A 13,277-nucleotide genomic window follows, 5' to 3' on the forward strand; every position below is an offset into this window, starting at 1 on the left:
TCGTCATCACCGCGCCCGTGCCGACTCGATCAGGGAGGACGTCGACCAGCCGGCGATGAAGGGTACGACCACGGTCCGTCCCCCGAGCGAGCTGACCAGCTTGTCCTCGGGAATTTCCATGCCCGAGTAGTCGCCGCCCTTGACCCAGATCGCGGGTCGGAGCGCGCGTATGGCCGCTTCGGGGGTGTCCTCGTCAAACACCAGAACGGCGTCCACGGAAGCGAGTGCTTCGAGCACGAGAGCGCGTTGTGCCGCCGGTACGATCGGGCGCGAGGGGCCCTTCAGCCGGGACAGAGAGTCGTCGCTGTTCAGACAGACGATCAGGCAGTGACCCAGTTGGCGCGCCTGTTCGAGAAGTTGGACATGCCCGGCGTGCAACAGGTCGAAGCATCCGCCGGCGGCGACCACGGTGCCGCCCCTGGCACGGACCGCGGCGGCGAGCTCGACCGCCCCCTGCCCGGTCGCCGCGGACCCGGCACTCGCGAGCCCCGTCATCGGTGATCCGTCGACGGGCGGGTGGTCCAGGGTCCTGGGACCCCCCGCCGCGACGTACGCCGAGGCCGCCTCCACCGCCGATGCCACCGCCTCGCTGGGTAACTGGCCGCAGGCCAGCATGGCGGCGAGGTGACCGGCGAAGAAGTCACCGGCACCGCAGGGATCGGTCTTCCCTCCCGCGGCAACCTTCGTGGGCACGACCAGCGGCGGCAGCTCCGCGTCGGCGAGGAGGACAGCGCCGTGCTCGTGCCGGGTGAGCGCCACCTGGACCGGCCCCCACCGGCGCCCGACCGCACGTGCCGCTTCGACGTCATCGGACAGGGTGTCGCCGCCCGCGAGAGAGGCGATCACCCGGGCTTCCCGGCTGTTCGGCGTCACGACCGCGGTATGGGGGACCGGCACCGCACCGCGCGGATGCGGGTCCCAGACCAACGGGGATCGCCGGGCGGTCTCAGCCAGTACGGCACGCAGGCCGGTGTGCGCGGCGACGCCTCGCCCGTAGTCGGACACCAGGACGCCTCCGGCCGCCATCAGCACGCGCCGTGCCGCGGCAAGTGCCGTCTCGCCCTCCCGCCCGACCGGTGGGCAGACGTCGTGCTCGTCCAGCATCATCATGGTGCGCCCGGCGGCGCGGATCCGCGTTTTCACCGCTGTCGAGCCGTCCAGCCCGAGATCGACCACTTCGACTCGCGCTTCGTCCAGCAGCGTGCGGAGCTGGTCTCCGCCCGTGTCCTGCCCGAGCGCGGTGACAAGGGTGACCTGGTAGCCCTCTCTCGCGCTCAGTACAGCGGCCAGCGCGGCGCCACCGGGGCGCACGTGCGTGGTGCCACCGCTCACGACCAGGGCCGGTTCGTCGGACGCGACCCGCTCCACACGGCCGAGGTGGTCGCGGTCGAGGAACGCGTCGCCGACCACCACCAGGTGCGTGCGGTCTCCGCGTGCCGCAGCCGGCCGGCGTTCCGCCACCGGCCCGGATGACGACGCCGACGAGGGCGGCGGCCCGGACGGGGCGGAATCGACGGCGTCCGTGGCGGTGTCGTCCCTGGCGGCGACGGCCGCGTCCATGGCGGCACACATCAGGTGGATGACCACGAGATGGCATTCCTGCACCGTGGACAACGCCTCCGCGACCACGGTCACCGCTTCGTCCACCAGCGCCGCCAACGGGTTGGGCGCCGGCCCCGTCAGGGCCCAGGTCACGGCGCCGGCCTCACGCGCGGCCTCCGCGGCGCGCAACAGGTTCGCGCTGCGGCCGGAGCCGGACATGAGCAGCACGATGTCGCCTGGACGCGCGTGCGCCCGGACCTGGCGGGCGAAGACCTGCTGGTAACCGTAGTCGTTGCTGATCGCGGTGACCGAAGACGTCTCAGCGTGCAGCGACAACGCGGATATCGGCGGGCGTTCCCTCTGGAACCGTCCCACGAGCTCAGCCGTCAGGTGTTGGGCCTGTGCCGCGGACCCGCCGTTGCCCGCCACCAGCAGCCGCCGGCCGTCGCTGCCCAGCTGAGCCAGCCGTGCCCCCCAGTCCGTGACCCGGGTCAGGTTGAGCTCTGGCAGGGCCGTGGTGAGCTGTTTCAGGTAGTCCGTAGCGGTCGAAGTGTCGGCCGTCATGCCGGTGCTCCTACTGTCGGGCGCCCCAGGAAGTCGTTGAGTTCGATGGTGTGGTGATCGGGGTCGGCCACGAACGCCACCGTCTCCTGCTCGATTCGGTGTGGTTCGGTGACCACTCGGTAGCCGAGCGCGCGAATGTGTTCCACCAGTGCCGGAACGTCCGCCACTCGGAACGCCACATGGTGGGTGGGGTGCGGGGCCGGCACGAGGTTTCGCTCCTGCCACAGTTCCACCCCTGCTGGTCTGCCGTCCGGCGCCATCTGCAGGATGATGCGATCGGCGAGCTCGTACCGCACGACGCTGGACAGCCCGAGCGCGTCGGCGTAGAACCGCTCGGCGACGTCGATGTCCGTTACGTCCAGCCTGACGTGGTCGAAGGCCGTGACCGAGGCGGCCGCGTCCCCACGGCCCAGCGATTCACCGCCCAACCCGCCGTCGTTCTTCCGGAGTGACGGAGGTCCTCCACCTGACACGGTCACATCCGAATTCACGGAGTCCGATTTCACTGCGTCCAGTTCCTCAGAGTCCAAGACACCCTCCGGTTACGGGCTGGCTGGATTAGGCAGACGGCAGTCCGTGAAGTGCCGAACGCCCTGCGGATGCATCGGTTGCCGCGACGATATCCCCGGGGGGAGGGAGGCCGGGCTGACCTTCCGGAATCGGCCGTGCTCGTGCCCGGTGGAAGAAGCGGATATCTCTTCAGCATCAGCAACCGGACGACGGCGTTTGCGCGAAATCCTTGATCAGACCTTGCGTTGTTGGAATCCTCCGGTGCGACGCCATTCCTGTCAACCCCGGCCGGTTGTCTCATATTCTCCTCGTGCCGCGAGGACCGAGTAGCCCGCTATGACAGGCGAGTTTGTCGTTCCTTGTCGAGGGACAACTCTAGGGAGTCCAGCGGAGAGCGGTTGACCGGACTTGCGCAGTCCATGGCCGATGTTGCGTGTGGGTGTACGGATCGTCCGACACCACGGGCGTGTGCGCAGTTGAGGCGGCGCGTCGAGTCGGTGATCCGGGGGAAGGGCCAACATGTCGTGCATCGATCCACGCGATCACACGCAACATCGGCCATGGACTGCGCAAGTTCCGTCAACCGCTCTCCGCGTGAGTCCTTAGAGTTGGGAGCGGACTTCCGTGCGGCTGCCCTGACCAGCATATTTAACCAAGAATTCAGAATGAGTGCCCCGCCGGCCGGTACCTGCATGGCGGCGTCGGCCGACAGGAACAAGGGGAGGCGAAACCGGAACCGCAAGAGAAAGCGCACCGGCCGGAGTTGACAAACACGGCACCGCACCAGAGGATTCCAAACAACGCAACGCCGGATCAATATTTTGACGCACATACTGTCGTCCGGCGGCTGACGTGGAAAATCCCCTCGTCCTGCGCCAAGGCCGCTCTCCAGCCCTCTTCAGTCGTGCGCAGGATCCAGGACAGGTCTCCGATAGCAGCTCGGCATTCTTCCACTCCCCCGGGTGGAGAACCGCCTCACTCCTGAAGAAGCATCACGGATATGCCGGCCGCATGCGGCTCGCGTGCCTCACTCATCCACACGGTGCTCGACGGGGCAGAGAGCGTCCAGTCCCAGGACGTGTTCGGCGGCGACCGGCCGGTCTTCCGCGTCCCGTTCCCACCGCGACCGCGATCCGCAGGCCGCATGCACGGACCCGACGAACTCAATGGAGAACCACCATGTCGACAGCTCATCTCCCCCCGGATCTCGCCGAGTGGGAGTGGTCCGCGGATCCGGACGCCGATGCCCCGCACTGCCGGGTGGTGATCGCCGGAGGTGGGCTGGCCGGCCTCGAAGTGGCCCGGCAGCTGGACGCCCTCGGTGTCGACGACGTCCTGGTCATCGAAGCCGGACCCGCGCACGACCTGTTGCACGTGAACTCCGCGCACAACCCCGAGGAAGCGCTGCGCACCTTCCTCGATCCCGCCGACGACCCGCACTTCCAGCGTTGCTGGACATCGGAGTCCGCCCCGCATTACGCCGTGACCGCCGGTCTGCGCAAGCGCCTCGGTGGACGTTCGCTGTACTGGTACGGCGCGTCCCTGCCGGTCGAGGACTGGGCGCTGGCCGACTGGCCGGAGTCCATCGTGACGGACCTGCGCGGCTCGTGGCAGGGCGGCGGAGCACTGTACGAGCAGGTCGCGGCAGACCTCGGCGTAGATCCGAACCGGCTCGACTCACAGCAACCGGCGCTGAAGGTAGGAAGATTCCGTCTCGTCCGCACCCCGCAGGCCGAAACCCGGTTCGGTGACGAGGGCCGCTGGTACGCCTACTCCCCCCTGGACCATTGGCGGCACCCGGTGACGGGCGTCGCGCTCGACGGCCCGCGCGGCATCCGGTTCCTGTGCGGAACTGAGGTCCTCTCGGTCGACATCAGGGACAGGCGGGCCTGCGGCGTCCACGTCCGGGGAACCGGCCCGAACGCCCAAACCCGCAGGATCGCCGCTGACTCGGTGGTCCTCGCCGCCGGGACCGTCGAGAGCAGCAGACTTGCCATCCAGGCGCTCCACGCGATCGACGCAAGTCGCCCGCCCCGGCTGGACGGGCTCACCGACCACATCGTTCAGGGCTTCTTCCTGCGCGTGCGCGACGCGGGCGACGACAGGACATCTCCTGGCCTGCCGGACGTCGTACCCGGTTCGTACGTGACCGCGTGTGAGGACGACGTCCGGTCCAACCTGTTCATCACGGTCGAACGGCCCGACCCCGGCGTCCTCCTGTTCGACGTGCGGCTCACCGGTGAGCAGGTGCCCGGGACCGGTAGCCACGTCACGTGCGAGCCGACCGGCGGGTATCCGTGGCGCACAACCGTCACGGCGGTTCTGGCGCCGGCCGACCGGGACGTCGTCGAACGCCAGCGCCGGGTGCTGGACGAGGTCTGGAACCAGCTGGCCACCGAGTTCGGTCTCACCGCCACGCCCCTGGCCTTCGACGACTTCGACCGTCCGGTTCGCACCAACGCGTTCGTGCTGCCGGAGTCGATCGGTGCGGAGGCGTCCGACGGGCCCTTCACCTGGTCAAGTCTGTTGGGTACCGAGGACCACGAGGGTTGCACGCTACCGCTGGGGGGCGTACTCGACGACCGCCACGCGTTCGCCGCCGTGCCGAACCTCTACGCCTGCGGGCCGGCGACATTTCCCCGTATGGGGGCCGCCAACCCCTCGCTCACCACCCTGGCTCTCGCTCGGCGACTGGCCCACGTCCTGGCCGTCGCTCATGGCCGGCAGGCACACCCGGTGACATCGGAGGTGGACGCATGATGCTCACGGACAAGCGCGTACTGGTCACCGGAGCCTCGAAGGACATCGGCCGGGGCATTGCGCTTGAGCTGGCCAAGCACGGAGCAACCGTCGTCGGCACGTACAACACCGGCGCGGCCGACGCGGAGGAACTCCTCGCCCTCGGCGTCGAGGAGATGGTCCACCTCGATCACCTGGACCGGGAGACATCAGCGGCCACGCTCAGCCGGTTGGCCGCCAGCGGCCCGTTCCACGGGATCGTGAACAATGCCGCAGTGATCCAGTTCACTTCCTGGAAGTCCACTCTGGACTCCTGGGACGGGGTGCTGGACGTCAACCTCCGGGGCCCTCTGGCCACCACCATCGCACTCGCCCCCGCCATGCCACCCGACAGTTCGATCGTCAACATCTCCAGTACGGCGGGCACGACGGGCTCATTCGATTCACTCGCCTACTCGGCGAGCAAGGCCGCGCTCACCAACCTGACGAAGAGCCTCGCCAACGTGCTCGGGCCGGCGGGAATCCGCGTCAACGCGGTGTCGCCCTGCTACATCGACGCCGACGCACCCGCGGACTCAGCCGGACTGACTCCCCTGGGGCGCAATGGCTTCCCCAGCGACATCGCCTCGGTAGTGGCGTTCCTGCTCACCGACGGCGCTCGCTTCGTCACCGGCACGGAAATCACTGTGGACGGCGGCTACATGGCCGCGGACGCCCTCGCGAAACCTGCCTACTATGCGAACTGACCGATCCAGCGCCGCTACCAGGCAGAGGATGGACGTCGTGGTCACCGGGATGGGTGCCACGACTCCGCTCGGTGGCGACGTGCCGTCGACCTGGTCCGCTCTCCTGGCCGGCGAGTCCGGTATCTCGAAACTGGATACTCCCTGGGCCGACCGGCTGCCCGTCCGTATCGCAGGCGTCCTGAGAAAGGACCCGGTCGATGTCGTGGACCGCGTCCAGAGACGGCGGCTGGATCGCAGTCAGGCAGCGGCACTCATCGCCGCCCGCGAGGCGTGGGCGGACGCGGGCTCCCCAGACGTCGATCCGCTCCGGCTGGCCGTGGTGGTCGGTACGGGCGTCGGCGGGGCTCTGACGATGCTCGATCAGAACGATCGGCTCGAAGAGCTCGGGCCGCGGTTGCTGTCGCCCTTCAGCATCCAGCGTCTGATGCCCAACGGCGCGGCGGCGGTCGTGAGCCTGGAGCTCGGCGCGCGAGCCGGGACACACGCGCCGACCAGTGCCTGCGCTTCCGGGGCCGAGGCACTGGCCGTGGGAGCGATGCTGATCCGGGCAGGACGCGCCGACGTGGTCGTGGCGGGGGGCACGGACGCCTGCCTGCACCCTCTCTCCATCGGCGGGTTCGCCCGCATGGGAGCACTGTCCACCCGCAACGACACCCCCGAGCTGGCGTCCAGACCCTTCGACAAGGACCGCGACGGCTTCGTCATGGCCGAGGGCGCCGGCGTCCTCGTGCTGGAGCGGGCCGAATTCGCGGCAGCCCGGGGCGTACGGCCCCGAGCCCTGCTCGCCGGTGCCGGCGTCACGTCGGACGCGTACGACATGACGGCACCCCACGCCGAGGGGCAGATCCGGGCGATCGAAGAGGCCTTGCGGGACGCGGACCTCGCGCCCGAGGACATCACCCACGTCAACGCGCACGCGACGGGCACGCACACCGGAGACATCGCCGAAGCCGACGCACTCCGCCGGGCCGTGGGCACCCACCCCCTGGTCACGGCGACCAAGTCCGCCACGGGGCACCTGCTCGGCGCGGCAGGAGCGGTCGAGGCCGTCTTCACCGTGCTCAGCCTGGAGCACGCGGTGATCCCTGCGATCCGCAACCTCGGTGAGGCGGCCCCGGACATCGATCTCGACCTCGTCAGTGGCCAGTCCCGGCAGGCGGCTCCAGCAGCGGCGCTGTCGACCTCATTCGGCTTCGGCGGGCACAACGTGGTGCTGTCCTTCGCGAAGTCATGAACCCCAGGAGACCGGCATGACGATCGACTTGCTGGCCGAGCTGGAACCGGTGGTCGCCCGGAGCCTCGACCGCCATCTGGCCATGGCCAAGGACTGGATGCCCCACGAGTACGTGCCGTGGGACGAGGGCCGAGACTTCGGGAAGGTGCCGTGGCACCCGGACCAGTCGAGGCTCACCCCGCAGGCGCAGACGGCCCTCGAGGTCAACCTTCTCACCGAGGACAACCTGCCGAGCTACCACCGCGAGATCGCGCATCGCTTCGGACTCGACAGCGCCTGGGGCACCTGGATCGGCCGCTGGACCGCCGAAGAGGCACGCCACGCCATGTGCATACGGGACTACCTGCTGGTCACCCGGGCGCTCGACCCCGACCAGTTGGAAGCCGAACGCATGGCCGTGGTGCAGGCCGGTTATCAGAGCGCCCACCAGAGCCCGCTCGAATCCCTGGCGTACGTCTCGTTGCAGGAGCTGGCGACGCGGATCGCGCATCGCAATACCGGCCGGCTGGTGAACGATCCCGTCGCCGACCTCCTGCTCGCCCGGGTCGCTGCCGACGAGAACCTGCACATGGTCTTCTACCGGTCGCTGGTGAAGGCGGGGATGGAGATCGACCCCTCCGCCACAGTCCGGGCCATCTGTAAGGAAGTCACCGAATTCGCGATGCCGGGGACCATGATCCCGAACTTCAGACGTAAGTCCATGGTGATCGCCCGGGCCGGTATCTACAACCTGCGCATTCACCATGACGAAGTGGTGCGTCCGCTGCTCAAGCACTGGCAGCTGTTCGAGCTGCAGGGGCTTGACGGTCCCGCGGACCAGGAGCGCGAGCGTCTCGCGGTGTACCTGGACGCGCTGAACCACCAGGCGGAGAGGCAGCAGGAGCGCTTCGCCGCCGCTGCCGCCAGAGCGGACGGCAAGAAAGCTCTTCGATGAGGGCTCTTCCATGAAGGGCACAACCAACCAGCAGCGGAGGCGTACATGAGCCAGAAGAAGACGATCACCGAGTCGGTCGCGGAGATCGTCGAGGACATCAGCGGTGTGCCGGCAGACCAGGTGACTCCGGAGAAGCGGCTGGTGGACGACCTGGAGATCGATTCGCTCGCCCTCATCGAGATAGCGGTGGCGGTGGGAGAGACCTTCCAGGTCGACCTTCCCGACGAGGAGCTCAAAGAACTGCGCACGGTTCAGGACGTGGTCGACCGGGTCGAGAAGGCCACGGTCAACGCCTGAGACCGGCGGTACAGGGGCCCTGAGCCGGGGGCCCCGTCCTCCCCTGCCGACCACTGAAGCGCTCCGGGTCCGACGGCTGATCCACCGTCCCGGAGCGCTTCTCCGTCACCGGCTGTGATCACGGGAGAAGTGGCGCGTGAGGGTCATGCCGGCTGGGTTCGCTGCCGGTACTGGAGCGGTGAGCAGCCCAGGTGTTTTCTGAAGACGCGGGCGAAATTCTCCGGGTTGGGGAAGCCGCAGCGACTGCCGATCCGGGATATGAGTTCGTTGCTCGTGGTGAGGAGACGGCAAGCGGTCTCGACACGTAACTCCGTCAGGTACTGTACGGGGGTTTTCCCCGTGGCGGCGGCGAACTGACGTAAGAAGTGGTAGCGACTGAGCAGCGCTTCCTTGGCCATGTCTTCGAGCGTGATATGCGTCGCCAGGTGCTCGCGCATGTAGTCGGTCACCGCCATCAGTCGCTCCGGATTCAGACCCGGAGTGTCCGGTTGCAGGTCGTGCTGCGGATGGAGCAGATGGGCGGTCAGGTAGTGCGCCGCTCTGAACGCGTAGTGCTCGCTCGCCCCCTCATCCCGGGCGCGCAGCAACGCAGGGGCCATTGCCGCGGCCACCGGGTCGAAAACCCGCGGAGTCTCCAGAGCCGACAGGTCACGAACGGCGACTTCCGGATGTTCGTCCGCGTAGTACCGAAAGTGCTGCGTGGGCAGTGCGATGAAGGCCACCTCGACGCGCTGCTTCCCTGATGGCGGACGCCGGAGCCGCACCGCGCTCTTGCCGACGAGGCGAGAGGTGTCTCCGAAGACGAGTGTGGTCTGATGCCAGCCAGAACCGTCCGGGTATTCGACCTGGCACAAGCCCCGCAGAAGAGCCACGATCGTGAACCGGTCTTGGGGTGGCTGATAGGTCATACGCCCCTGGTCAGGTATAAATCGCCTCTCGACCGTCAGTGAATTCCAAAGCGGGACGCCACGAGATTCGGCCATTTCCCTGTCGCCTTTCTGGGAGGTACTGATCCTTCTCCATCCTCAGTCTGAGCTGGTCAGATGGAGGGTGACGACGGCTTGGACAAAATTGGTGATTCCGGCCGTCGAGCAGCGGAACGCAGGAGCCGCCAGGGCGTGGGGGTGGCGACGGCCTGTCCGGTGTGTGCCCGGACAGGCCGTGGGACAGGACGGATGTTCTCCTGACGAAAGGCATCCTGACCTTCAGTCAGCGTCATCCGCATCTGGGGAAGACCTCGCTCTCGTACCAGGCCCGGACTGCTCGGCTTCGTCCTTACGTCCAAAGGCTAGGGAACGCGACGCAGTATTGGCGTGCGTCAATGGGGCAAACTCCGGGACCCTGCGGGCAAACGTCGTGCGGGAGAGGTACCGACGGTCCGGCCCCGGTGGGCTGTCGGCGAAGAGAAGTGCCGCAGGTCGCGCACTTCAGCCGCCGTCGGGCTGCCGTTCGTCGGCTTCGAGGATGCGGCGCGGACGCCGGTCCTCGGCGATGAGCCGGGGGATGCCCTGGCGGGCGTTGGCGATGAGGTTGGCGTTCTCGTCCCAGCGTTCGTCCGCGACGTCGACATAGCGTGGCTGCTGGACCAGGGTCACTTCACAGGTCGTCGGGGTGCTGCTCATCGCCATGCACTGTCCCTGGTGGCGTACGGCGTCTCTTAGGGCTCACGCAGGGCCTGTGTGTGGATCGCAGGCCCCTCGGACGGGCGGCGGACCCGGCCGGGGGTTTCCTGGTGGCCGCTTCTTCAGAGGCTGCGGGCGGTGATGTCGCCGTGGGAGGTGGTGGCGCGGATCTCGAGTTCGGTGGTGCCGTCGTTCTTGAGGGCGTTGTTGATGCGGCCGTAGGCGGTGTCGGCGTCCAGGGCGGCCGAGACACCGGCGGTGGAACCGACCGTGATGTCGCCGGACTGGGTGCGCAGCACGACCGTGCCGCGCACGGCCTCGGCGATACGGATGTCGCCCCGCGCGGTGCTGATCTCCGCGGGGCCGCCGAGCCGGCCGACCTCCACGTCGCCGTCGACCGCGGTGAGACGGACGCTCGTGGCCTCGTCGACCTTGGTCCGCCGATACGCGCCGTCGAAGACGACGTCACCGAGTCGGCCGACACCGCGCAGCTCGCAGGCGTCGGTCCTGGCTTCGACGCGGGAACCGGCGGGCAGCTTGACGGTGATCTCGACGGAGCCGGAGGGGCCGAAGAGCTGGTTCTCGGGTTCGGCGGCGTGGATCCGCAGGACGCCGTCGGCGTAGGCGACTGTGGTCCGCTCGGCGGTCTGGACGTCGCGCCTCTTGGAGGGGTTCGCGGGCCGCACCTCGACCGCGGTGTCGGTGCGGTCGGCGGCGATGAACTGGATGCGGCCGGCGGGGACGTCAAGGATCGCGGAGATCGGGGCGGGGGTGTCGAACTTCTGCATCGTGCTCTCCTGTACTCGCTCTGTTTCCTACAACAGAAAAGCTACGTTGCTTTCAGAATCATGGCAACTGACCTCTTGCATCAGAGACGCAATCCTGCAGCTCACATGTCAGTTATCGTTGCAACGCCTTCTCGTTTAACGCAACGACGGTACCTGACTTCGTTGCAATGATTTGAAGGCGAACGCTATGGTGGATGCGTCAGGCAACACCGAGCAGCACCGCGGGGCTCCCGTGGTGATGAAAAGGGGGCACGATGCCGGGAGGCAGACTCACACAGGCCGAACGTCAGCAGATCGCGGCAGGGCTGGCCGACAACCTCGCCTACGCCGAGATCGCCCGGCGCCTGGACCGCCCCACCTCCACGATCACACGCGAGGTGATGCGCAACGGCGGCCCCACCGCCTACCGCGCCGACCTCGCCCACCGCGCCACCCAGCAACGCACCCAGCGGCGCAGGCAGACCGTCCCCCGGAAGGCACAGGCACCCACCCAGCCCCACGGACGCGACGCCGAAGCCGTGCGCCAGTACCAGGAGTCCCTCACCACCGTCCTCATGACCTCTGGCCTGCCCAAGATGATGGCCCGGGTCCTGGGCTGCCTCTACGTCACCGACACCGGCAGCCTCACCGCTTCGGAACTCGCCCAGCGCCTCCAGGTCAGCCCCGCCTCTGTCTCCAAAGCGATCACGTTCCTCGAAAGCCTCGAGCTCGTCCGCCGCGAACGCGACGAACGCCGCCGCGAGCGCTACGTCGTCGATGACGACCTCTGGTACCAGTCGATGGTCCGCAGCGCCCGCGCCAACGACCAGTTCATCGAAACCGCACGGCAGGGCGCCGACATCCTCGGCCACGGCACGCCCGCCGCCACCCGCCTCGAAAACGCCGCTCGATTCCTCGACTTCGTCAGCGAAAACCTCATCCGCACCGCCGAACAGGCCCGCGAGGTCCTCTACACCAGAACAGAAACACGCGGATCAACAACGACCGCGCCCTCGATCCCGACAACAGACGCATCCCACAGACCTGCACCGAAGACCCGGACCGAGTGATTGCGCGGATCAGCGATACGTCAGCCCGTCGAGACGGGCAGCGCGAGCCACTCGGGCGTGGTCTTGGTGAGCAGCCGGCGTTCGCGTCCGGTCATGGCTGTCACCTCACTCCGGCTTCGAGAAACAAGGGGGATGCCTGTTCGTCCTGGGCCAGCGGCACATCTCTGGGCGGTCACTGACCAAAGGCGACCAGGTCGGGCACGACGGCACCCAGGGCCACCCGGCTGTCCGAAAAGGGATCACGGCGCCTTCACGGTGTACGTAGGCTCTGAACGCGCGTGGTCGACGAACGGCGCGCCGGGCCTGCGCCCGAGGGATCGGACAGAGGAAGCGTTTCACCGTGCCACATGCTCACGAGGAAGAAGTCCTCTCCCGGATCGCCAAGGGGCTCGTCTACACCGAGTCGGAAGCGGCCTTCCAGGCCCCCCGGCGCCGCACCGAGCAGATCTTCGAGTACAACCACACACCGCCGGGCGAAACGGAGAAGCGCCGATCACTGCTCGTCGAGATCTTCGGATCGGTCGGTGAACGCACGGTGCTGCTACCGCCGTTCCACGCCGGGTTCGGCAGCAACGTCCATATCGGCGATGATTTCTTCGGGAACGTGAACCTCACGTTCGTCGACGACGTGGACATCCGGATGGGCAACGGCGTCATGATCGCTCCCAGCGTGACACTGACCACGACAGGACACCCGGTGCATCCTTCGCGACGCGCCGACTTCGGGCGGTTCTCGGAACCGATCGTGATCGAGGACAAGGTGTGGATCGGCAGCAACGCGGTGGTCCTGCCCGGCGTTCGCATCGGCTACGGATCAGTCATCGGCGCCGGAAGCGTCGTCAGCCGCAGCATCCCCCCGATGACCGTCGCGGTCGGAACCCCTTGCCGGGTCGTCCGAGCCATCACGGAAGAGGACCTCGCCACACGTGCCGCCGGGGACGACTGACTTCGGCTTGGGGCGTCCCCGCCGGTTGCGGCCCACCTCGTCCTCGAAGCAGACGTAGCATCCGGAGGCCGCCCGGGCTCTTCGACCTCAGCCCAGGTCGGCTCCTTTCCCGCGGGGCAGCCGTCTCGGCGTGCTCGGCCACCCGCGCCGCCGTCACCTGGCCCTCCAAAAGTCAGGTCTATCGCTCAGGGGCGGGAACGCGGGATCGCTTCGGCAGGGGGGCCGCACGGACGGCCCGGTCGCCGGTCAGGGCTGGATGTTCTCCAGGTCCTCCAGAAGGCCGGGGTGCTTGGGCTCCCAGCCGAG

General features: G+C 68.0%; 12 protein-coding genes. 7 read left to right on the forward strand and 5 right to left on the reverse strand.

What is annotated here, in order from left to right; all coding sequences use genetic code 11:
* Positions 1-6: 6 nt before the first annotated feature.
* Together ACWC21_RS39430 and ACWC21_RS39435 are read right to left on the reverse strand one after the other, a co-directional pair.
* Positions 7-2,106 (reverse strand): PfkB family carbohydrate kinase, encoded by a 2,100-nt coding sequence (locus ACWC21_RS39430; protein ID WP_450889373.1) that lies wholly within the window; start codon positions 2,104-2,106, stop codon positions 7-9.
* Complete coding sequence (locus ACWC21_RS39435) at positions 2,103-2,534, reverse strand: VOC family protein (RefSeq protein ID WP_450889374.1); 432 nt, start codon at positions 2,532-2,534, stop codon at positions 2,103-2,105. The genes ACWC21_RS39430 and ACWC21_RS39435 overlap by 4 nt, the downstream gene beginning before the upstream one ends.
* A 1,261-nt stretch (positions 2,535-3,795) precedes the next feature.
* On the opposite strand from ACWC21_RS39435, the gene ACWC21_RS39440 reads away from it, so the two are divergent.
* From ACWC21_RS39440 to ACWC21_RS39460, 5 genes are read left to right on the forward strand one after another with little or no spacing between them, the layout of a single operon-like run.
* Positions 3,796-5,376, forward strand: coding sequence for a GMC oxidoreductase (locus ACWC21_RS39440; RefSeq protein ID WP_450889375.1), 1,581 nt, complete (start codon positions 3,796-3,798; stop codon positions 5,374-5,376).
* Positions 5,373-6,101 (forward strand): SDR family NAD(P)-dependent oxidoreductase, encoded by a 729-nt coding sequence (locus ACWC21_RS39445; protein WP_450889376.1) that lies wholly within the window; start codon positions 5,373-5,375, stop codon positions 6,099-6,101. The genes ACWC21_RS39440 and ACWC21_RS39445 overlap by 4 nt, the downstream gene beginning before the upstream one ends.
* Before the next feature lie 28 nt (positions 6,102-6,129).
* Positions 6,130-7,335, forward strand: coding sequence for a beta-ketoacyl-[acyl-carrier-protein] synthase family protein (locus ACWC21_RS39450; RefSeq protein WP_450889378.1), 1,206 nt, complete (start codon positions 6,130-6,132; stop codon positions 7,333-7,335).
* A 16-nt stretch (positions 7,336-7,351) separates the two neighbouring features.
* Positions 7,352-8,269, forward strand: a complete 918-nt coding sequence (locus ACWC21_RS39455) for an acyl-ACP desaturase (RefSeq protein WP_450889380.1) — start codon at positions 7,352-7,354, stop codon at positions 8,267-8,269.
* Positions 8,270-8,314: 45 nt separating this feature from the next.
* A complete protein-coding gene (locus tag ACWC21_RS39460; RefSeq protein ID WP_450889382.1) occupies positions 8,315-8,566 on the forward strand; it encodes an acyl carrier protein in 252 nt (83 codons plus the stop codon).
* A 143-nt stretch (positions 8,567-8,709) separates the two neighbouring features.
* On the opposite strand, the gene ACWC21_RS39465 is transcribed toward ACWC21_RS39460, so the two are convergent.
* From ACWC21_RS39465 to ACWC21_RS39475, 3 genes are all read right to left on the reverse strand, one after another.
* Positions 8,710-9,474, reverse strand: coding sequence for a helix-turn-helix domain-containing protein (locus ACWC21_RS39465; protein WP_450889383.1), 765 nt, complete (start codon positions 9,472-9,474; stop codon positions 8,710-8,712).
* A gap of 519 nt (positions 9,475-9,993) precedes the next feature.
* On the reverse strand, positions 9,994-10,188 hold the full coding sequence (locus ACWC21_RS39470) for a hypothetical protein (protein ID WP_450889384.1): 195 nt from the start codon (positions 10,186-10,188) through the stop codon (positions 9,994-9,996).
* 122 nt (positions 10,189-10,310) lie between these two features.
* Positions 10,311-10,976 carry a DUF4097 family beta strand repeat-containing protein gene (locus ACWC21_RS39475; RefSeq protein ID WP_450889385.1) on the reverse strand — a complete coding sequence of 222 codons (666 nt, stop codon included), beginning with the start codon at positions 10,974-10,976 and terminating at the stop codon, positions 10,311-10,313.
* Between the two features lie 254 nt (positions 10,977-11,230).
* Between ACWC21_RS39475 and ACWC21_RS39480 the strand changes: the two genes are divergently transcribed.
* Positions 11,231-12,025 (forward strand): helix-turn-helix domain-containing protein, encoded by a 795-nt coding sequence (locus tag ACWC21_RS39480; protein ID WP_450889386.1) that lies wholly within the window; start codon positions 11,231-11,233, stop codon positions 12,023-12,025.
* Between the two features lie 340 nt (positions 12,026-12,365).
* A complete protein-coding gene (locus tag ACWC21_RS39485; protein WP_450889388.1) occupies positions 12,366-12,971 on the forward strand; it encodes a sugar O-acetyltransferase in 606 nt (201 codons plus the stop codon).
* The last annotated feature ends 306 nt before the right edge of the window (positions 12,972-13,277 follow it).

This window comes from Streptomyces sp. NPDC001348 (assembly GCF_053597535.1).

Coding starts and splice junctions, on each gene's coding strand:
- ACWC21_RS39430 (WP_450889373.1), bottom strand. CDS start 2,106: ATGACGGCCGACACTTCGACCGCTACGGACTACCTGAAACAGCTCACC.
- ACWC21_RS39440 (WP_450889375.1), top strand. CDS start 3,796: ATGTCGACAGCTCATCTCCCCCCGGATCTCGCCGAGTGGGAGTGGTCC.
- ACWC21_RS39445 (WP_450889376.1), top strand. CDS start 5,373: ATGATGCTCACGGACAAGCGCGTACTGGTCACCGGAGCCTCGAAGGAC.
- ACWC21_RS39450 (WP_450889378.1), top strand. CDS start 6,130: ATGGACGTCGTGGTCACCGGGATGGGTGCCACGACTCCGCTCGGTGGC.
- ACWC21_RS39455 (WP_450889380.1), top strand. CDS start 7,352: ATGACGATCGACTTGCTGGCCGAGCTGGAACCGGTGGTCGCCCGGAGC.
- ACWC21_RS39460 (WP_450889382.1), top strand. CDS start 8,315: ATGAGCCAGAAGAAGACGATCACCGAGTCGGTCGCGGAGATCGTCGAG.
- ACWC21_RS39465 (WP_450889383.1), bottom strand. CDS start 9,474: ATGACCTATCAGCCACCCCAAGACCGGTTCACGATCGTGGCTCTTCTG.
- ACWC21_RS39470 (WP_450889384.1), bottom strand. CDS start 10,188: ATGAGCAGCACCCCGACGACCTGTGAAGTGACCCTGGTCCAGCAGCCA.
- ACWC21_RS39475 (WP_450889385.1), bottom strand. CDS start 10,976: ATGCAGAAGTTCGACACCCCCGCCCCGATCTCCGCGATCCTTGACGTC.
- ACWC21_RS39480 (WP_450889386.1), top strand. CDS start 11,231: ATGCCGGGAGGCAGACTCACACAGGCCGAACGTCAGCAGATCGCGGCA.